We start from the raw sequence: 19995 nt of genomic DNA on the forward strand, positions 1-19995 counted from the left end.
AGGCCCTGCTCAGACCTTTTCGATCATCGGATAAAAATCGCGGTCCTCGCGCTGCATGCGGTCGAACAGGACTTTCAGCACCTTGTTGGCTTCACTGCGGAAACCGCCCGGATCGGCAGCAACGTGGCCGGCGTCATTCCATTTGCGCGCAAATTCGCCATAGGCTTCGGCGATGTGCGTCATTTCATGCTGGTATTGCTTGCCCATCATGGCCAGGCGCGGATTATTGGCCTCCTGCAAGGCGGGATAGAGGAATTTGTCCTCGATCGACAGGTGGAGCTTGATGACCGAGCTCATCTTGATCACTTGTGCAGCGATGTCGGCGGCGTGTTCGGCGATGCCCAGATGGGAAAACTCCTTGAGCTTGCGGATGTTGTCGAAGATGACGCTGTGCTGGTGTTTGTATTTGTCGATGTCCATGGGTTGTCTTTCATACCTCATCAATTCTGAAAATCGCGCCGGACAGCATGCAGTCCGGCGCAAAACGATTTATCCAGCGTCAATCCAGCGAAGAAGCCGGGCCGAAGAACTCGTAACGGGCCTGGGCCGCCGGAACGCCCAGCTCGTGCAGATGGCGCTTGACGGCCTTCATGAAGGACTTGGGACCGACGAAATAGGCGTCCACGTCCATCGACTCAGGCAGCCAGCGGGACAGCTTGTCGCGGTCGAGGTAGCCGGTCGCATGCGGGGCCGGGTCTTGTTCGCGCGTTTGTTCGTAGCAGAAGAAATGCTGCAACTGCGGATGTTCCTGCGCCAGGTCGGCGATCTTCTTGCCGAAGGCGTGCACGCCGCCGTGGCGCGCCGCATGGATGAACACCACCGGGCGCTTGCCCGGCAGCGCCGCGTCCAGCATCGCCAGCATCGGCGTGATGCCGACGCCGCCGCTGATCAGCACCAACGGGCGCTCGCTTTGCGTCAGGGTGAATTCGCCCGACGGCGGCATCAGGTCGATCTGCTTGCCGACGGTCATGTGGTCGTGCAGGAAGTTGGAAACCTTGCCGTTCGGCTCGCGCTTGACGCTGATGCGGTACATCTTGCTGTTCGGCGCGGCCGAGAGCGAGTACTGGCGGCGCATTTCTTCGCCGTCGACGGTGACGCACAGGCCGATGTACTGGCCCGGGTGGTATTCCAGGATGGCCTTGCCGTCTTCCGGCGCGAAGTAGAAGGAGGTGATTTCGTCGCTCTCGTCGACGCGGCGCACCACGACAAACTTGCGCAGGCCGCGCCAGCCGCCGTCGGCCTTTTCGGTAGCCTGATAGATGCCTTCCTCGGCGCCGATCAGGATCTCGGCCAATTGGCCATAGGCGGCGCCCCAGGCTTCGATGACCTGGTCGGTGGCGATTTCCGCGCCCAGCACTTCACGGATGGCGCGCAGCAGGCAGTCGCCGACCATCGGATAATGTTCGGGCTGGATCTGCAGGGCGACGTGCTTGTTGATGATGGTGGTGACCAGGCCGCCCAGTTGTTCGAGCTGGTCGATATGGCGCGCGTACATCAGCACGCCGTTGGCCAATGCGCGTTGCTGATCGCCGCTGCCTTGATGGGCTTTGTTGAACAGCGGGATGACTTGCGGGTAGTCGCGCATGAGCATCTTGTAGAAGTGCGTGGTCAGCGCTTCGCCGCCGCTTTCGAGCAGGGGGACGGTGGATTTGACGATGGCGCGGTGGACGTCGGAGAGCATGGCGATACCTTTCAGGGTTGAACAAGTGGGACCGAGGTCAAGAATCCTCGTTTTTTGCATCTTCTTATCCCTTCTTAATCAAACTCCATGCCAGACTAAAAATCTTTTATAATCAGTCACTTAAAAAATGACCGAGTCGAATCGACCCGAGTCATAACGACTCATAAGGGTAAAAATGACTCCTAAGCTCATGCTGGACGCATTGATTCCGCTGATGGCCGATCTGTCCAGGGAATTACACGACAGCGAGCGCTATCGCCGTCTGCTGGACACGTTGCGGATGCTGTTTCCCTGCGACGCCGCCGCCTTGTTGCGGCTCGACGGCGAGGTACTGGTGCCGCTGGCGATCAACGGGCTGAGCAGCGACACACTCGGCCGGCGCTTCCGCGTGAGCGAACATCCGCGCTTTCGCGTGCTGTTGTCGAACGTGCCGCCGACGCGTTTCCCTGCCAACTCGTCCTTGCCCGATCCTTACGACGGCTTGGTCGAAGCGCATTCGGGCGAACTTCATGTGCACGATTGCATGGGCTGCCAGATCAGCATGAACGGCCGGCCCTGGGGTTTGCTGACGCTGGACGCGCTCGGTCCCGGACGCTTCGATTCGGTCGACACTGCCTCCTTGCAAGCCTTCGCCAGCCTGGCGGCGGCCACCGTCAACGTCGCCGAACGCATCCATAACCTTGCCGAGACCAGTGAGCAGGAACGCCAGCGCGCCGAAGCCTACCGGCTCGCCGCCAACCAGAGCCGGCGCGAGCTGATCGGCCAGAGCCCGGCGCACAAGCGCATGATGAAAGAGGTGCGGCTGGCCGGTCCGAGCAACATGACGGTGCTGATTACGGGGGAAACCGGCACCGGCAAGGAGCTGGTCGCCAACGCCATCCACGCCGCCTCGCCGCGTGCGCGCAAGCCCATCATCAGCCTCAACTGCGCCGCCTTGCCAGAAACCCTGGTCGAGAGCGAGCTGTTCGGCCACGTCCGGGGCGCGTTTTCCGGTGCGGTCAGCGACCGGCGCGGCAAGTTCGAGCTGGCCGACGGCGGCACCTTGTTCCTCGACGAGGTGGGAGAGTTGTCGCTGACGGTGCAAGCCAAGTTGCTGCGCGCGCTGCAGAGTGGGCAGATCCAGCGCGTCGGTTCGGACGAGGAGCATAAAGTGGACGTGCGCGTGATCGCCGCCACCAATCGCGATCTCGAGGAAGAAGTGCGGCTGGGCCGCTATCGGTCCGACTTTTACCATCGCCTCAGCGTCTACCCGCTGGCGGTGCCGCCGTTGCGCGAGCGCGGTCACGACATCTTGCTGATCAGCGGATTCTTCCTGGAAGAAAACCGTTTCCGGCTGGGTTTGCTGAGTCTGCGCCTGGCCACCGATGCCCAGGAAGTGCTGCTCAATTACCGCTGGCCTGGCAATGTACGCGAACTGGAACACGTGATTGCGCGCACCGCGCTCAAGGCGCTCGGCAAGCATCCCGAACGGCCGCGCATCCTGACGCTGGCGGCCGAGGATTTCGATCTGTCCAATGAGAAGGCGAACGCGCTGTCATCGCACGAGGGATTGCATGAGCAGCAAGTCCAGACCGAGCTCGACCTGCAGAACGCCAGCGGCCTGCGCGACGCCGTGAGCGCCTACGAACGGCGCCTGGTCAGCGCCTGCCTGGCGCGCAACGGCGGCAACGTCGCCTCGGCCGCGCGCGAACTGGGTGTCGACCGCGCCAATCTCAACCGGATGGCGAAGCGGCTCGGGCTGAAGTAGCGCCGATCACGTCAAAACTGTTCCCACGAGCCTGCGTCGTCGTGCGCAGGCGCTTCGCTGGCGATGGTTTTTTTCACCGCAGCAGTCTTGGATGCGGTCTTGACGTTTGTTTTGGCAGGCAGAGACGCCGGCTCGGGCGTGATGTTCACGGTGCGCTTGGGCGCTGTGGCCGTGTGTGTCTGGCCTTGCGGCAAGGCATGGCGATCCAGCTTGAATACGCTGACGATCTGTGACAGGTTGCTTGCCTGTTCCTGAAGCGACTGGGCCGCGGCAGCGGCTTCCTCCACCAGCGCAGCGTTCTGTTGCGTCACTTCATCCATCTGGGTAATCGCGCGGTTGATCTCATCGAGGCCGACGCTTTGCTCATGGCTGGCAGCGGTGATTTCACCGACGATGTCGGTCACGCGTTTGACGCTGCTGACCACTTCGTCCATGGTCGAACCGGCTTGTGCGACCAGCTTGCTGCCGATACCGACCGTGGTGACGGAGTCGTCGATCAACTGCTTGATTTCCTTCGCGGCGGCGGAAGAGCGTTGCGCCAGGCTGCGCACTTCGGAGGCGACCACGGCAAAGCCACGGCCTTGCTCGCCGGCGCGCGCGGCTTCCACGGCAGCATTGAGCGCCAGAATATTGGTCTGGAAGGCAATGCCGTCAATCACGCTGATGATATCGACGATCTTGCGTGAAGATTCGTTGATCGAACCCATGGTATCGACCACCTGACCGACCACGTTGCCGCCCTGGATGGCGACTGCGGAGGCGGACGCCGCCAGCTGGTTGGCCTGGCGTGCATTGTCGGCGTTCTGCTTGACGGTTGACGTCATCTCTTCCATGGCGGAGGCGGTTTCTTCGAGCGAGCCGGCCTGCTGCTCGGTGCGCGAGGACAGGTCCATGTTGCCGGTGGCGATTTCGCTTGATGCGGTCGCGATCGTGTCGGTGCCCGTGCGTACGCTGCTGACGATGCGCAGCAGGTTGTCGTTCATCTGCTTGAGCGCACCGAGCAACTGGCCGGTTTCGTCTTCGCTGTTTTGTTGGATATCGGCCGTCAGGTCGCCGTCGGCAACCTGGCGGGCGATCTTGACGGCTTGCGTCAGCGGCCGCGAGATGATGCGCGCCACCATGATTGCCAACGTCATCGCCGCAATGATGCACAAGGCCAGCATGGCGATGATCCACAGCCGCCCGTTATGGTAAGTGTCATCGGCCAGCTTGTTCGATATGTCCGAGCCACGCTCATTGACAGCGCTCAATTTGTCGAGGATCTCGATCGCCTTGCGATAGCTTTTGGTCGATTCGCCCTTCATGAGGGTGCGTGCCTCGGCGTTCTTGTTGTCGCGCGACAGGGCGATGATCCTGGGATGTTCGGCGACCATGACGTCCAGCGTTTTGCCGAGTTCCGGGTAGAGGGCGCGTTCTTCCGGTTCGGTGATCTGGCTCTCGTACAGCTTGCGCGATGCGGCAAGGGCGTCGAGTTGCCTGTTGGCGTTCTGCTCGATTTCCTCAAACTCCTTGGCGTCGGCGGCAAGAATATGCTGCTGCTCAAAGCTGCGGATGCGCGAGGCCGTGAACTTCAGCTGGGCGAGGGTACGGATGGTCGGCAGCCAATTGGTGGCGATATCGGTAGAAGCGCGGTTGACCTTGTCAAGCTGGCTGATGGCGAAAACGCCAAGTCCTGTTGCCAACACGATCACGGTTAAAAAGGTGGCGATCAGCTTGGTGGCGATCTTCAAGTTGTAGAACCATTTCATTGCGTGTCTCCCCGCTTTTTGTGAATCGGCGCATCGCATCTTGATTTCCGATGGTGCTTTTCTTCCCGCCCGCAGCAGCGGCCAGTTCCTCACAGAATTGCATGGAAGATAACTTTATTCAAACAAAAGCCGTCGTTATTCGTGTATTTATTGATAATTTTTCTTCTTGTAATTCACGAGGGATATGCAGGTGCTGACAACAAGCTTGCGTCGTTGCAGAAGCGTTTTCTTGCGGCGTGCAGAGGGAGGATCGCGGCTCAGGCCAGCGTGATCTCGATGCCTTGCGCCTGGTAAGGCGCAATCAGTTCGGCGGCGGTGTCGCGATTGAGCACGATGCGGCTGACCTCGGCCAGCGGCACGATTTCGAACGGCGAGGTGGTGTCGAGTTTGTCCGGCGACGCCAGCACGACGGTGTCGGCTGCGGCGCGGCTGAAGGCGCGCTTGATGCCGGCTTCGTCGAAGTCGAGTGAAGTGATGCCGGTGCGCGGATGCAGGCTGCACACGCCCATGAAATACTGGTCGGCGCGCACCCGTGCGATCTCGTCGATGGTGCCGCTGCCCATCGCCACGACCGAATGCTTGAACAGCTTGCCGCCGATGATGATGACGTCGATATGCGCATGGTTGGACAGCTCGACCGCGATCGACGGGCTGTGCGTGACGACGGTTGCCTTCAGGTCCGGCGCCAGATGGCGCGCCATCTGGACGCAGGTGGTGCCGCCGTCGATGAACACCACCTGGCCGGGCATCACCAGCGCCGCCGCCGCGCGGCCGATGTCGGCCTTGGCGCCGGGTTCGATGTGCTGGCGGTTGGCGAACATCACCAGCGCCGGCGTGCCAAGCAACGGCAACGCGCCGCCATGTACGCGTCGCAGCAAGCCTTCCCTGGCCAGTTCACGCAGATCGCGTCGGATCGTGTCTTCGGACACCTCCAGTTGTTCGCTCACCGGTTTGGCGACGATGCGTCCGTCGCGGTTGAGCAGGTCGAGCAGGTGTTTCTTTCGTTGGCTGGTCAGCATGCTTTTAGTCCGGCGTTGGCAGTGGTATTGGTAAGGTCGGGAGTGTACAAGACAACGCGCAAATTCGTGCAGTTTCACGGAATAAAGGTCGTAATTCTGCACGAATATTCTTGATTATTCCTGATATTGCATGATATTTTAAATGAAGCGTGCAATACCGGCAGAGTGATTGCCGGGCTTCGCCGCCTTACGAATTCACTGCACAGGAGCAAAACGATGGAAAACGAGCGTGTCCGCATCCGCAATGTCGAAGTCTTGTCCGACGATTGGTATCTGCTCAAGAAGACCACCTTCGACTATCGCCGCGCCGACGGCGTCTGGCAGACGCTCAACCGCGAAACCTACGATCGCGGCAACGGCGCCACCATCCTGCTGTACAACCTGGAGCGGCGCAGCGTCATCCTGATCCGGCAATTTCGCTTTCCGACTTATCGCGACGGCCACGATGGCTTCCTGGTCGAGACGCCGGCCGGCTTGCTCGACAACGCCAGCCCGGAACAACGCATCCGCGCAGAGGCGGAAGAAGAAACCGGCTATCGCGTCGGCGACGTGCGCAAGGTGTTCGAGGTCTTCATGAGCCCGGGCTCGGTGACCGAGAAGCTGCATTTCTTCGTCGGTGAATATACCGACGACGCGCGCGCAGGCGAGGGCGGCGGGAATGTCGCCGAAGGGGAGGATATCGAGGTGATGGAAGTGCCGATCCAGCAGGCGCTGATGATGATCGCCGAAGGTGAAATCGCCGACGGCAAGACCATCATGCTGCTGCAGTACGCGCAGTTGCACCTGTTCGGCGCAGGGCCGAACTAGCGCAGGTAAATCAGGACGGTCGGGCGACGCGCCATTGACGCCACACATGACGCGTCACGACCGCCACCGGAATCCCCAGGCCCAGCCAGCACAGCCAGTCCCAGATGCCGTCGCCGAAAATCCCCGCAGCCAGTCCACCCAGCGACAGCGCTCCCAGCAGCAGCGGCATGCTCCATGTTCCCTTCATGCTTTTTCTCCCGATAAGCTCAGTTCGATCCACGAAGCCGGTCACGATGGCGCCGGCGGTTGCGATTATTGTTGATTCTTGATGACGTTTTTTCGTGCAGGCGATTATAGATGAAAACAATTCTTGTTTATATTCGATGATCAGCAATAAAGGGCTATCAAATCATCGATATCGCCGTTCGATGAACATCGATTTGAAGCGACGAATGTGTCTGGGGATTGTGGCGCGGCGTCGGCATGGATTAAAATGAGAAGCATTCTTATCAACGCCGAAATCCTTCCGTGGCCGAATCCACCCTCCAGCCGGACATGCATTCCTTTTACAGCAGCCATCACGGCTGGCTGTTTGGCTGGCTGCGCAAGAAACTGGGCTGCGCGCACAACGCCGCCGACGTTGCGCAGGATACGTTCGTGCGCATCATCGCGTCGCGCGACGCCTTGCTCGGCGTGCAGGAGCCGCGCGCCTACCTGACCGCAACGGCCAAGCGACTGATGGTGGACCGGGCGCGTCGCCAAATGATCGAGCAGTCTTACCTGGCGGAACTGGCGCTGACCATGGAGCAGGCCGAAGGCTATCCGGGTCCCGAGGAAATCCTGCTCGCCGTGGAAGCTCTTGAGCAGATCAGCGCCGCGCTGCAGTCCGTCGCCGCCAAGGCACGCGAGGCTTTCCTGTTGCATTATCTCGACGGCCGGACGCATGCAGAAGTGGCCGCTGCGCTCGGCGTGTCCACCCGCATGGTCGGCAAATACCTGGTGCAGGTGCTGGTCAAGTGCCGCTTGGCGCAGGCATGAGGTGCCTGCTATGAAGCGTGACCCCGGATTCGACGCCTCGGAAGAGGAGCGCATCGCCGGGCAGGCGGCGCAGTGGATCGTGCAGCTGAGCGCTGACGACGAAGCGGCTCGCCTCACCGCGCAACGCGATTTCGACGCCTGGAAAGCCGCCGATCCGCGCCACGCAGATATGGCCGCACGGTTGGAAGGGTTCATCGGTCGCGTGCAGGGCTTGCGCGGGGCAGGCGGCAACCGGCATCAACCGGCGCGCGCGGCGCTCAATGCCACGTTTACGCTTCAGCACCAACCTGGCCCCCGTACTAAGCAGATCAAGCAAATCAAACAAATCAAGCAAGTCAAACGCATCGGCGCCGCCGTGGCGATCGCGCTGGCGCTGGGTCTGCCGGCATGGGTCGCGATCAAGGCATTCCCGCCGGCCTATCTGGCGGCCGAAATGCGCACCGCCACCGGCAAATGGGAAACCCGCGTACTGGCCGACGGCAGCAGCATTACCTTGAACAGCGCCAGCGCGGTCAATCTGCATTTCGATGCCGCGCGTCGCACGCTGGAACTGGTGCAGGGAGAAATCCTGGTCGACGTCGCCAGGGATCCCGGACGTCCTTTCGTGGTGGAGACGGCGCATGGCAGCGTGCGCGCGCTCGGTACCCGCTTCGTGGTCAGCCGCGAGGCCGATGCTACCGTGCTCAGCATGCTGGAGTCGCGTGTGGAAGTGCGTACGGCGCAGCAAGACCCGAATCATCCAACGGTAGTGGCGGCCGGCCAGCGCCTGCGCTTCACTGCCGACAACATCGGCGCGATCGACGACATCGATGCCCGCAGCATTACCGATGCCTGGAAATTCCATCAACTGGTCGTGCGCAACCAGCCCCTCCCGGAGGTGCTCGACGCGCTCGACCGCTATCGCCCCGGCGCCATCAGCTACAACCGGGAGCAGATCGCCGCCATCAATGTGTCGGCGGTGCTGCCGCTGGACGACACCGGCCGCGCACTGCAATTGCTGGCCAACAGCTTCCCGGCGCTGCGCTTCCGGACCCTGTCGCCGTATCTGGTGCGGGTGGATGCGCCTGAAGCGCCCTGAACGATGGCAAATTTTCATGTGCATTTTCAATCTTGTTTGCGAACACCGGTTCCACTTTTCGTTTCTCGTGCGTCAAGGGAGTATGACCAACGAAAAGGAAGTCTTCATCATGCCGCACCACGACGTTCATCCATATCGCCGATCCACCCGACTTCCCCGCCATACCGCCCGGGCGTCTTCCCCGTTCAACCTGCGACCGCTGGCGTTTGCGATCCGCATCAGCCTGCCGGTCCTGCTGTTGAGCGGCATGGCAATGCCGGCGCATGCACAAACGGCGGTACAGACGGCGGTGCAGACGATTTCCTACGACGTCCCGGCCGGTCCGCTGGCCGATGCGCTGAATCGCTATGCGCAGCAATCGGGTATTTCGATTGCGGTCGACGCCGACAAGGTGGCGGGCAAGCAGAGCGCCGGCATCCGCGGCAACTACGGCGTGGACGAGGGTTTCCGCGTGCTGTTGCGCGATACGGGATATGAGATGCGCAAGACCGATGCCGGCTACGTCCTGGTCGCTCCGGTTGCGGACAACCGCAGCAGCGGCAGCTTGCCGGCCGTGAGCGTGGTCGCGGCAACCGATGGCGGACTGCATCTCGGCGAACGCGTGAGCAGCGGTGCGCTCGGTACGCGCTCGCAGCTGGACACGCCTTTTTCGATGGCCGTGATCAAGGCCGACGACCTGGCCGAGCGCCAGGTCGTCAAGCTGGGCGATGTGTTTGCACTGGATGCCTCGGTTACCGACAACAGCGGCGGCTACAGCAGTTGGGCCAGCTACGTGACCGTGCGCGGCCTGCCGCTGGACTGGCAGAACGCCTACCGCATCGACGGCCGGCCGTTCATGAGCTATGCGATCACCTTGCCGTATGAGCATTTCGAGCAGATCGACCTGCTCAAGGGTTCCTCGGGCTACATGTACGGTTTCGGTGCGCCGGGCGGGATGATCAACTACGTCACCAAGCGTCCGACCGATGAACCGGTGCGCAGTATCGAAGTCGGCTTCAAGTCGAACAACATCTGGAGCGAGCATGTCGACCTCGGCGGACGCTTCGGCCAGGACGGCATGTTCGGCTATCGCGTCAACGCCACGCACGAACAGGGCCGCACCTTCAACGACGGCAATGTGGTTCGCGATACCCTGTCGCTGGCGCTGGATGCGCGTCTCACGCGCGACCTGAGCTGGGAATTCCAGTCCATGTACCACAACCGCAACTCGGAAAACCAGACGCCCTCGATCAGCACCGGCAAGCTGACCGGCAACGTCCTGCCGGGCGTGCCGGCCGGCGACGACCAGTCGCTGCAAGGGCGCGGCCAGCATCTGAACACCAATTTCCAGTTCTATTCGACCGGCCTGAAATACGCCATCAATCCCGACTGGAAGCTGAGCCTGAACTACAGCCACAGCACCTCGCGCCGCAGCCGCAATGAGTCGTCGCTATACCTGGCCAACGCCGCCGGCGACTACAACGACACGCGTTCGGACAGCCGCGAAGGACATACTTTCGATTACTGGCAGGGCATCCTGGAAGGCAAGGCCAGGACCGGCTTCATCGACCACCAGATGGTGTTCGGCGCCTCCTGGCAAAAGCAGGTCAACGACTATACCGTCAGCAGCTTCTACCAGTCCATCGGCAACGGCAACCTGTATCGCCAGAACTCCAACGACTACGTCAGCGCGACCGACCTGCGCACTTACCACGACTCGGATATCAAACAGCAATCGCTGTTCGCCAGCGACACGCTGGCATTTTCCGAGCAATGGTCGCTGCTGGCCGGGCTGCGGTATACCAATTTCGAGCAAAACAGCTACGGCCTGACCGGCGTGCGCACTGCGCAGTACAAGAAGGACGGCGTGGTCACGCCGACCGTGGCGCTGATGTTCAAGCCGGAGCCGAACACCACGATCTACACCAGCTATGTCGAATCGCTGGAGCAGGGCGGCATCCCGACCATCGACAATTCCAACTACCGCAGCACGCTCAACCCGCTCACCAGCAAGCAATATGAATTCGGCGTAAAAACCGAGCAGGACCGCTGGAGCGCCACGGCTGCAGTGTTCCGCATCGAGCGCGGCGCCGAGTACACCAATACCGTCACCAAGGCGCTGGTGCAGGACGGCGAGTCGGTCTACCAGGGCCTGGAGCTGGGCGCGGGCATGAAGCCGGGACGCGACTGGAAGGTATCGGGCAACCTGATGTTCCTCGACACCAGATACAAGAAGGGGCTCACTTATAATGGCAACCGTGTCGCCGGCGCGCCCGATTTTGTCGCCGCCGGACAGGTGGCTTACCAGGTCCCGCAGATCAGCGGCCTGAAGTTGTCCACCGACGCCAAGTACACCGGCACCACCATGCTGCGCGCCGCCAACGACATCAAGCTGGCCGGCTACACGCTGTTCAACGTGGGCGCCAATTACACCACCCGCATCGGAAATGTCGACACGACTTTCCGCGCGGCCGTCAGCAACGTGACGGACAAGCGTTACTGGGAATACCAGTATGAAAACTGGATCAAGCCGGGCGACCCGCGTACCTTCAGCCTCAGCGCCAAGGTGGATTTCTGATTCACCTGCAATGCGGTTGAACAGGGTTTAAGTGCGGTTTGATTGATTTAACCTGCCGGCGGTCTTGCTCCGATAGCGGAGCAGGGCCGCTTCGGCGTTTTTTTGAAGCGACTTCATGCGTGCTGTTCTCGTCCTCCTTCATCGCTGGTTCGGTCTCGGCGTGGCCGTGTTCCTGTTCATTTCAGGCGCCACCGGCGCGATCATTTCCTGGGACCATGAACTCGACGCCGCGCTCAATCCGACCCTGTTCCACGCCAACAGCGCCGACGCCGGCACCGTAGCCGGCGCGCCCAAGCCGGGCCTGGAACTGGCCAACATCGTCGAAGCGCGCGAACCGAAGCTGCGCGTCACCTACGTGATGAACGAGAGCGAGCCGGGTCACACCAGCAGCATGATGGTCGAGCCGCGCCTCAATCCGGTTACCGGCAAGCCTTATGAACTGGGCTACAACCAGATCGCGGTTGATCCCGTCACCGCCGAAATCCAGGGCAAGCGGATGTGGGGCGCGATCTCGCTGAGCCGCGAAAACCTGTTGCCGTTCCTCTACAAGCTGCACTACACCATGCATCTGCCGGACGTCGGCGGCATCGAACTGGGCATCTGGCTGATGGGCATCATCGGCATCGTCTGGACGCTGGATTGCTTCATCGCGCTATGGCTGTCTTTCCCGAACCGGAAGAGCTGGCGCAAGTCGTTCGCCTTCCGCTGGAAGGACGGCGGCCACAAGCTCAACTTCGACCTGCATCGTTCGGGCGGTGTCTGGGTGTGGGGTTTGTTGCTGGTGCTGGCGGTGACCTCGGTGTCCATGAACCTCAACAACCAGGTCATGACGCCGATCATCAAGATGTTCTCCACGGTCACGCCGACCGCCTTCGACACCCGTACGCCGGTCGCACCGGACAAGGTGGTTGAGCCGAAGATGTCGCGCGAGCAGGTCACCCGGCTGGCGATGGAAGAGGGCAAGCGCCGCGGCTTCGAGGCGCCGGCCGGCGGCGTGTTCTATTCCTCGATGTTCGGCTTGTATGGCGTCGGTTTCTTTGAACCCGGTAACGATCACGGCGACGTTGGCCTCGGCAACGCCTGGCTGTACTTCGACGCGGCCACCGGTGCACCGGCCGGTACGCGCATCCCGGGCACCGGCAGCGCCGGCGACCTGTTCATCCAGGCGCAATTCCCGTTGCACTCGGGCCGCATCCTCGGCTTGCCGGGCCGTATCTTCATCTCATTCATGGGCGCGCTGGTGGCGATGCTGTCGGTGACCGGCGTAGTGATCTGGATGCGCAAGCGCAAGGCGCGCGTGGCGCAGAAGCGCAAGGTGAAGGAAGATGCGGGTTCAGGCTCACCTCAGCCGGCACTCGCCAAACGGTGAAACAGGCGGGCGGGCGCGAAAGCAGGTGGCTGTCGTAAAGAGATAATGAGGGGGCGAGGATTATTCCAGCATTGCATCCAACCCCGCCGTCAATTCCTTCAACGGCGGCATTGCCTTGTCGGCATGATCCTTCGCACTTGCCAGCGCCCAGCCGGCGTCCAGGCCCAAGCGCTTGGCGACGGCCGCGGGATAGCTCGCCGCCATGTCTTCATCGCTGTGGTCCAGCACTTCTGCACGGGCGCGCCACGCGCCCACGTGGACCCAGGCGGCCATGCGGTCGAACGGCGTCGACGCCAGCGGAGCAGGAATATCCTTGAGCGCGCTGGACAGGGTTTCAGGGAAATTCCAGATCTTCGCCAGTTCGGCCGAGACGTCGGCGAAGTGGAAGCCGAGTTTCTCTTTTTCAAGTTCGGCGCGGCCGGCGTCGAGCACGTTCAGTTGCTTGTCCAGCAACGCCACTTCGGCCGCGGCGACTGCATGCAGCTGCAACTGGCCGATGCCGTGCATCATGCCCAGCGTGAAGGCGGCGTCGCCGTTGTCGCCGCCCTGATGCGCCAGCCAGCGTGCGGCGCAGGCGGTGTAGAGGTTGTAGCGCCAGAACTGCTGCAATTCCATGCCCTTGGTGTTCTTGAAGGCGGCCACCATGCCGTTGCCCAGCACCAGGTTGCGCACCATCACGAAGCCGAGCATGCGCAGCGCGTCGTCGACCGTGCCGACCGTGCGCGAGACGTGGAAATAGGCGGAATTGGCCAGCCGCAGCAGCTTGGCCGACAGCGCCGGATCGCCTGCAATCAGGTGGGCGATCTCGGTTGCGGAGATGTCTTCGGAGTTGAAGCTCTCGATCAGTTGCTGGACGACTTTGGGGACGGTGGGCAGCTTGTTGGGCTGGTCGACGAGGCTCTTGAGTTCCATGCGTTGTTCCCTTGTGTCAATAAACGAACTGCGGCGGCAGCGCGTTCAATGTAGCAATACAAATTTCATCGTCGCGAACCGAAGCGGGAGCTGGCATTCAATTCGACGAATTGCGGTTTTATTGTCGCAGAGATCAGGGTCTGTGATCACGTCTTTCTCGGTATCATGCAAGATAACGTTGCATATCCCATCACCAGGAGCTGACTCATGGCCACGCGCAAGACCCCGGCGGCAACGCCTGAAGACCGAGCAGCTACGCCGCAAGCCGCTCCCGTGATGGGGATCCCTCAGCTGGGCGACCTCAATGCCTATCTGACCGACGCCATGCAGCGTACCTACCTGTTCCTCGATACCTTGCTCGATCGCGGCAACAACTATCTTGAACACCTGGACCAGGGCACGCCGCCGCTGCTGAAGTTCGAGCATGAAGTGGTGATGGACGGTCACGACCTGCCCAATCCCTGCAATTACGCTTTGCTGCGGCTGCAGCCGCCGGCCTCGATGCCGGTCAAGCAGGAGGCGCGCCCGGTGGTGGTGGTCGATCCGCGCGCCGGCCACGGCCCCGGCATCGGTGGCTTCAAGTTCGATTCGGAAGTCGGCATGGCCATGCGTGCCGGCCACACGGTATATTTCGTCACCTTCAGGCCCGAGCCGGAAGACGGCCAGACCTTGCTGACCGTGATGGACGCCGAAGCATTGTTCATCGAAGAAATCATCAGGCGCCATCCGCAATGCACGGCCAAGCCGGTGGTGATCGGCAACTGCCAGGCCGGCTGGGCCATGATGGCCCTGAACGCGCGACGGCCGGAACTGTTCGGCCCGCTCATGATTGTCGGCGCGCCGGTGTCCTATTGGGCCGGCAGCTCGACGCTCAATCCGATGCGCTACAGCGGCGCGCAACTGGGCGGTTCCTGGCTGGCGTCGATGACCAGCGATCTTGGCGCAGACCGTTTCGACGGCGCCCATCTGGTGGAAAACTTCGAGAAGCTCAATCCTGCCAACACGCTGTGGAACAAGTATTACAACCTCTGGGCCGGCGTCGACACCGAAGCCGAGCGCTTCCTCGAGTTCGAACGCTGGTGGGGCGGCTACTTCCGCATGACCGGCAGCGAGATCGAATCGATTGTCGAGAACCTGTTCGTCGGCAACAAGCTCGCGCGCGGCACCATGATGGCCGGCGACAAGGCCATCGACCTGCGCAACATCACCTCGCCGATCGTGGTGTTCGCCTCCTGGGGCGACAACATCACGCCGCCTCCGCAGGCGCTCAACTGGATCATCGACACCTGGGGCGACGAGCGCGCGATTGCCGCCGCCGGCCGCACCATCATTTACGTGCTGCATGAAAGCGTCGGTCATCTCGGCATCTTCGTCGGCGGTTCGATTGCGCTCAAGGAGCACGACCAGCTGGTGACCTCGCTGGACGTCATCGAAAGTCTGCCGCCCGGCCTCTACGAGATGAAACTCGAAGCCAAGGCCGGCAAGGATGAACAGCGCTGGGATCAACTGGAACCGGGCGATTACACGGTGCATTACCAGCACCGCACCATGGAAGACATCCGCAAGATCAATCCGGAAGGGCGCGAAGAAGAAGAGATGTTCTCCACCATCGCGCAGTGGTCGGAGTTCAACGCCAACCTGTACAAGACCTATGTGCGCCCGTGGATAAAAATGAGCGCCACGCGCGAGATGGCCAATGCCATGCTCAAGATGAGCCCCTTGCGCATGCAGCGCCAGCTGTTCTCGGACAGCTTCTTCATGGCGCCGTTCATCCGCCAGAAGGCCGCCGAAGCGCGCGCCGAGCGGGCCACGGTTGCCGACGACCATCCGCTGAAACAGCTCGAAAAGAAGATGGCGCAACAGATCACCGACGAGCTCAACCTGTACCGCGACCGTCGCGACGAACGCACCGTCAAGATGACGCGCCAACTATTCGGTCCCAAGGGCATGGGCGCATGGCTCAAGCCGCATGAGCCGGACGCTGTCGTCGCCCATGAACGCGCGCTGCGCGAGCTCGAGATCTATCGTGAGAAGGCCCTGGCGCACATCGCGGAAGGCGGCTTTGCCGAAGCGGTGTGCCGCATCGTGGTGGCAGGGATGATTTCGATCGGCGCCTTCGAGCGGCGCAGCCTGCGCCTGGCTCGCCTGCTGGCGCAGTTGCCGATGCATGCAAGCGTGTCGTCCAAGACCAATTGGGTGCAATTGCTGAAGGATCAGGCGCGCCTGACGGCCGTGGCGCCGGTGGAAGCGCTCAATGCGCTGGAACAATTATTGCCCGATACGGCCACGCGCGAGCGTGCGCTGGCGGTGTCGGCGGCGGTGATGATGATCGAGCCGACGCTGGCCAATCCTCGTTCGGAAATCATTGAATTCCTGATCGGCACCCTGGGCGTCGATCCGCAACGCGTGATCGGCTTGGCGCGCAAGCTGACGGATGCGCTGGAGAAACCGGAGGCCAAGCCGGCTGCGGCAAAGCCCGCGACCAAAACGACAGCCATAAAAAAAGCTGCCGCCAAGCCCAAAACAGCAAAGAGCAAGGCGACAGCAAAGGCGGCTTAACGCCTTCGAAAATTGCTAAGCCGCTTCCACAACTGCTCTTTGCACGACCGCCCTTAACGGCGTGCTGGTCGGACGTCCCTTGAAGTCCGTCCAGCACAGGCGATCGAAGTCATACAGTTTGCAGCGCCGTGCCGTATCGAAATACCAGCGCCACGAAAATTGTTGGATCACGATGCGGCCCGGCAGCATCGTCTCCAGCAGTTTTTGCGCCTTCTTCAGGCGATACAGCGGCACGCTCATGTCGACGTGATGGGCGGTGTGCTCCATGATGTGATGCAGCGCTGCACCGATGCCGTGGCGGAAGGTCAGGTGCACCGTGGTCGAGACGAACGGCTGCGCTGCCGACCATTCCGATTTGTCCTGATACCAGGCCACGCCGACGTGGGTGTGATGGACGTAGACCACGAAACCGATCATCGCTTTCCAGAACAGCACCGGCACCACGAACGCGGTCAGCAGCAGCGTCAGGAACGATTGCCCGCCGGACTGCGCAGCCCATGCCAACCCGCCGATCCAGACAGCTGCGGCGACGCTGACCAGCACGCCGTCCCAGATGAACTCCGCACGGCGTGTCGGCATCTGCTTGCGCGACGGGAAGTACATCTTCTTCCACCACATATCCACCGTGTAGTACAGCCACGGCGCCCAGCCGCTGCGATACAGGCGTTCGAGCTTCTGGCGCCAGCGCGGCAGCGCCCGGAACTCCTGCAGCGAATGCGGCTGCCAGACGAAGTCGAAGCCTTTCAGGTTGGTATAGCCGTGATGCACCACGTTATGCCCGACCGCCCACAGGCTGTAAGGCGTCAGCGACGGCATGAACACCAGCCGGCCGAGCCAGGTGTTGAGACGGCGGTTGGCGGTGAAACTCTGGTGGCAAGCGTCGTGCCCGAGGATGAACAGGCGCCCGATGATGAAGCCGGTCAGCATCCCCAGCGCCACCTTGGCGAGAATGTTGTCGACCCGGATGGTTGCCGCCAGCGCCAGGCCGAACAGGCAGAAATCCAGCACCACCAGCGCAATCGCCAGCGGCGTGCTGCGCGCGACGATGGGCGCCAGCCAGGAACGGATGACTTTGCGATGCGGCATGGGCGCATGCGGATCGACGGGCGTCAGGGTTGAGTCAGGATGCTGCATGGGATAAGAACCTTCAGACATGGTGATGGCGTTCAGCGGTGTTGTGGGCAGCCTCAGAAGCGATAACCGACGCCGACGCCGATCAACCACGGATCAATCTTCACCGTGCTCAGCTTGGCGCCATTGGCGGCCAGCACGTCGCTGCGGATCTGCACTTTCTTGACGTCGAAGTTGATCAGCCAATGGCGATCCAGCTTGACGTCGAAGCCTGCTTGCAGCGCGCCGCCGATGCTGTGGCTTTCGAGACGGGCGCCGCCGTTGAGCAGGTTGACGTCGGAGATGCGCGTGTAGTTGATGCCGGCGCCGACATACGGGCTGAAGGTCGAGGCGGGCGTGAAGTGGTATTGCGCCAGCAGCGTCGGCGGCAGGTGCTTGAAGCTGCCGATGGTCTGGCCGTCGAGCCGCACGTCATGCTTTTGCGGGTAGGTCAGGATCAGTTCGGCGGCCCAGTTGGGCGTGAAGAAATAGCTGATGTCGACTTCGGGTATGGTCTTGGAACTGACCGTCAGGCGATCCGACGCACCGACGCCGCCGACCGGATCGGACTTGTTGTCCGGGCTCAGGTTGACCGCCCGCACACGCACCAGCCAGGGGCTCTCCTGCGCTGCAGCGAAGGGACCGGCGACGGACAGGGTGGCGGCGGACGCCAGCAGAATTGCGATCTTTTTCATGATGATTTCCCCGCGCTTACTCTCGATGAAAGCGCATTGTTGTGAATGAAGTTGCGATGCAGCGAAATGTACGCGGGATGGTGAAGGCGGGATTTGATGTCGATCAAAAAAGAAAAAAGAAGCGGATCGGGGACGGTGATGCGCATGCGTCCCGGAAGCACCGTTCGTCTGCGTTTACGCCCCTTTTGATGTAGGTCAAGGCATGGCGGGGCGCAATTCCCTAGACTTGCTTCGCCAGGGTCGCAGTCCGTCTTGCTTTTTCTCGGTCATCTCGCTTATCTCGCTTTTCTGCGGCCCGCCTCTGGAGCTAACAACATGGTGGTATCCGCAATGACGATGGTCGCCGAACCATCCGTCGAATTCGACGGTCAACTGATCCGCAAGCTGAGCCAGTCCGGCCCGCGCTACACCTCGTACCCGACCGCGGATCGCTTCAGCGACACCTTCGGCTACCGTGACTACCTGCAGGCGGTGGCGGGGCTGCGCACGCGCGGCAGCCGCAACCCCTTGTCGCTGTACGTGCACATCCCGTTCTGCGAAAACATCTGTTACTACTGCGCCTGCAACAAGATCGTCACCAGGAATCGCGACAAGGCCGGTATCTACCTGAGCTACCTGAAGCATGAGATCGAAATGCAGGGCAAGCTGTTCGACGGCATGAACCAGATCGAGCAGTTGCACCTCGGCGGCGGCACGCCGACCTATATTTCCGATGCGCAGATGGCCGACCTGATGGCGCATCTGCAGCGCTGGTTCCGCTTCGCCGCCGATGAAGTCGGCGAATATTCGATCGAAGTCGATCCGCGCACGGTCTCGGCCGAACGCGTCGCCAGCCTGCGCGCGCAGGGTTTCAATCGCCTCAGCCTGGGGGTGCAGGATTTCGATCCGCTGGTGCAGCGCGCCGTCAACCGCGTGCAACCGGAGCACCTGACGCAGGACATCCTCAAGGCCGCGCGCGCCCAACGCTACCGTTCGGTCAGCATCGACCTGATCTACGGCTTGCCGGGGCAGAACGTGATCAGCATGGCGCAGACGCTGGGCAAGGTGATCCAGGCCGCACCGGATCGCATTTCGCTATACAACTACGCCCATCTGCCGCACCTGTTCAAGCCGCAGCGCCGTATCCTCGATGCGCAACTGCCGGGTGCGGAAGCCAAGCTCGACATGCTGTCGCTGGCGATCCGCCGGTTGACCGACGCCGGCTACGTCTATATCGGCATGGATCACTTCGCATTGCCGACCGACGACCTGGCGATCGCGCAGCAGCAGGGCCGGCTGCACCGCAACTTCCAGGGCTATTCGACGCACGCCGAGTCGGACATGGTGTCTTGCGGCGTCTCGGCCATCAGCGCCGTGGCTTCGACCTACAGCCAGAACGTCAAGACGCTGGAGGACTACTACGACGCCATCGACAGGAATGAGCTGCCCATCGTGCGCGGCCTGCGCATGAACATGGACGACGTCTTGCGACGCCTGATCATCCAGCGCCTGATGTGCAATTTCGAATTGTCGATTGCCTCCATTGAAACCGCCTATCCGATTACCTTCGCGTCCTACTTCGCGGCCGAGCTGGACGGTTTGCGCGGCCTGGAACAGGACGGCCTGGTGATGATCGACGACGAATGGATCACGGTCACCATGAAGGGCCGCCTGTTGGTGCGCAACATCTGCATGGTGTTCGATCGCTACCTGCAATCGCGGCCGGCCGAGCAGCGCTATTCGCGCACTATCTGAG

General features: G+C 61.7%; 16 protein-coding genes. 8 read left to right on the top strand and 8 right to left on the bottom strand.

Annotated features, from left to right (window positions below):
* Positions 1–9 precede the first annotated feature (9 nt).
* Both DXT88_RS11500 and hmpA read right to left on the bottom strand, forming a co-directional pair.
* The gene (locus DXT88_RS11500; RefSeq protein ID WP_265213503.1) at positions 10–420 is read right to left on the bottom strand and encodes a hemerythrin domain-containing protein; all 411 of its coding nucleotides are present in this window, start codon (positions 418–420) and stop codon (positions 10–12) included.
* Between the two features lie 79 nt (positions 421–499).
* Positions 500–1681, bottom strand: coding sequence for an NO-inducible flavohemoprotein (gene hmpA, locus DXT88_RS11505; RefSeq protein ID WP_265213506.1), 1182 nt, complete (start codon positions 1679–1681; stop codon positions 500–502).
* A gap of 175 nt (positions 1682–1856) precedes the next feature.
* Between hmpA and norR the strand changes: the two genes are divergently transcribed.
* Positions 1857–3428, top strand: a complete 1572-nt coding sequence (gene norR / locus DXT88_RS11510) for a nitric oxide reductase transcriptional regulator NorR (RefSeq protein WP_265213508.1) — start codon at positions 1857–1859, stop codon at positions 3426–3428.
* 11 nt (positions 3429–3439) lie between these two features.
* On the opposite strand, the gene DXT88_RS11515 is transcribed toward norR, so the two are convergent.
* Together DXT88_RS11515 and DXT88_RS11520 are read right to left on the bottom strand one after the other, a co-directional pair.
* On the bottom strand, positions 3440–5176 hold the full coding sequence (locus DXT88_RS11515) for a methyl-accepting chemotaxis protein (RefSeq protein WP_265213510.1): 1737 nt from the start codon (positions 5174–5176) through the stop codon (positions 3440–3442).
* A gap of 257 nt (positions 5177–5433) precedes the next feature.
* The gene (locus DXT88_RS11520; protein WP_265213513.1) at positions 5434–6195 is read right to left on the bottom strand and encodes a DeoR/GlpR family DNA-binding transcription regulator; all 762 of its coding nucleotides are present in this window, start codon (positions 6193–6195) and stop codon (positions 5434–5436) included.
* Positions 6196–6411: 216 nt separating this feature from the next.
* Here DXT88_RS11520 and DXT88_RS11525 point away from each other — a divergent pair, with 216 nt between their 5' ends.
* Entirely contained in the window at positions 6412–7002 is a 591-nt protein-coding gene (locus tag DXT88_RS11525; protein ID WP_265213515.1) for an NUDIX domain-containing protein, read from the top strand.
* 10 nt (positions 7003–7012) lie between these two features.
* Here the strand turns inward: DXT88_RS11525 and DXT88_RS11530 are convergent, their stop codons facing one another.
* Positions 7013–7189, bottom strand: coding sequence for a hypothetical protein (locus DXT88_RS11530; RefSeq protein ID WP_265213517.1), 177 nt, complete (start codon positions 7187–7189; stop codon positions 7013–7015).
* 308 nt (positions 7190–7497) lie between these two features.
* Between DXT88_RS11530 and DXT88_RS11535 the strand changes: the two genes are divergently transcribed.
* The 4 genes from DXT88_RS11535 to DXT88_RS11550 all read left to right on the top strand — a co-directional run bounded on the left by DXT88_RS11535 (position 7498) and on the right by DXT88_RS11550 (position 12984).
* Complete coding sequence (locus DXT88_RS11535) at positions 7498–7980, top strand: sigma-70 family RNA polymerase sigma factor (RefSeq protein WP_265214143.1); 483 nt, start codon at positions 7498–7500, stop codon at positions 7978–7980.
* A 10-nt stretch (positions 7981–7990) separates the two neighbouring features.
* Positions 7991–9058 (top strand): FecR family protein, encoded by a 1068-nt coding sequence (locus tag DXT88_RS11540; RefSeq protein WP_265213519.1) that lies wholly within the window; start codon positions 7991–7993, stop codon positions 9056–9058.
* 82 nt (positions 9059–9140) lie between these two features.
* Complete coding sequence (locus DXT88_RS11545; protein ID WP_265213521.1) at positions 9141–11615, top strand: TonB-dependent siderophore receptor; 2475 nt, start codon at positions 9141–9143, stop codon at positions 11613–11615.
* 115 nt (positions 11616–11730) lie between these two features.
* On the top strand, positions 11731–12984 hold the full coding sequence (locus DXT88_RS11550; RefSeq protein WP_265213523.1) for a PepSY-associated TM helix domain-containing protein: 1254 nt from the start codon (positions 11731–11733) through the stop codon (positions 12982–12984).
* Between the two features lie 60 nt (positions 12985–13044).
* Here the strand turns inward: DXT88_RS11550 and DXT88_RS11555 are convergent, their stop codons facing one another.
* Positions 13045–13896 (bottom strand): HDOD domain-containing protein, encoded by an 852-nt coding sequence (locus DXT88_RS11555; protein ID WP_265213525.1) that lies wholly within the window; start codon positions 13894–13896, stop codon positions 13045–13047.
* A 207-nt stretch (positions 13897–14103) separates the two neighbouring features.
* Between DXT88_RS11555 and DXT88_RS11560 the strand changes: the two genes are divergently transcribed.
* Positions 14104–16455: a DUF3141 domain-containing protein gene (locus DXT88_RS11560; RefSeq protein ID WP_265213527.1), complete on the top strand. Its 2352-nt coding sequence runs from the start codon at positions 14104–14106 to the stop codon at positions 16453–16455.
* Between the two features lie 15 nt (positions 16456–16470).
* Here the strand turns inward: DXT88_RS11560 and DXT88_RS11565 are convergent, their stop codons facing one another.
* Together DXT88_RS11565 and DXT88_RS11570 are read right to left on the bottom strand one after the other, a co-directional pair.
* Complete coding sequence (locus tag DXT88_RS11565) at positions 16471–17589, bottom strand: fatty acid desaturase (protein ID WP_265213529.1); 1119 nt, start codon at positions 17587–17589, stop codon at positions 16471–16473.
* Between the two features lie 53 nt (positions 17590–17642).
* Positions 17643–18260 (bottom strand): OmpW/AlkL family protein, encoded by a 618-nt coding sequence (locus DXT88_RS11570; protein ID WP_016832502.1) that lies wholly within the window; start codon positions 18258–18260, stop codon positions 17643–17645.
* A 315-nt stretch (positions 18261–18575) separates the two neighbouring features.
* Here DXT88_RS11570 and hemN point away from each other — a divergent pair, with 315 nt between their 5' ends.
* Entirely contained in the window at positions 18576–19994 is a 1419-nt protein-coding gene (gene hemN, locus DXT88_RS11575; protein WP_265213532.1) for an oxygen-independent coproporphyrinogen III oxidase, read from the top strand.
* Position 19995 lies beyond the last annotated feature (1 nt).

Source organism: Herbaspirillum lusitanum (assembly GCF_026127345.1).
Classification (GTDB): Bacteria; Pseudomonadota; Gammaproteobacteria; order Burkholderiales; family Burkholderiaceae_D; genus Herbaspirillum; species Herbaspirillum lusitanum.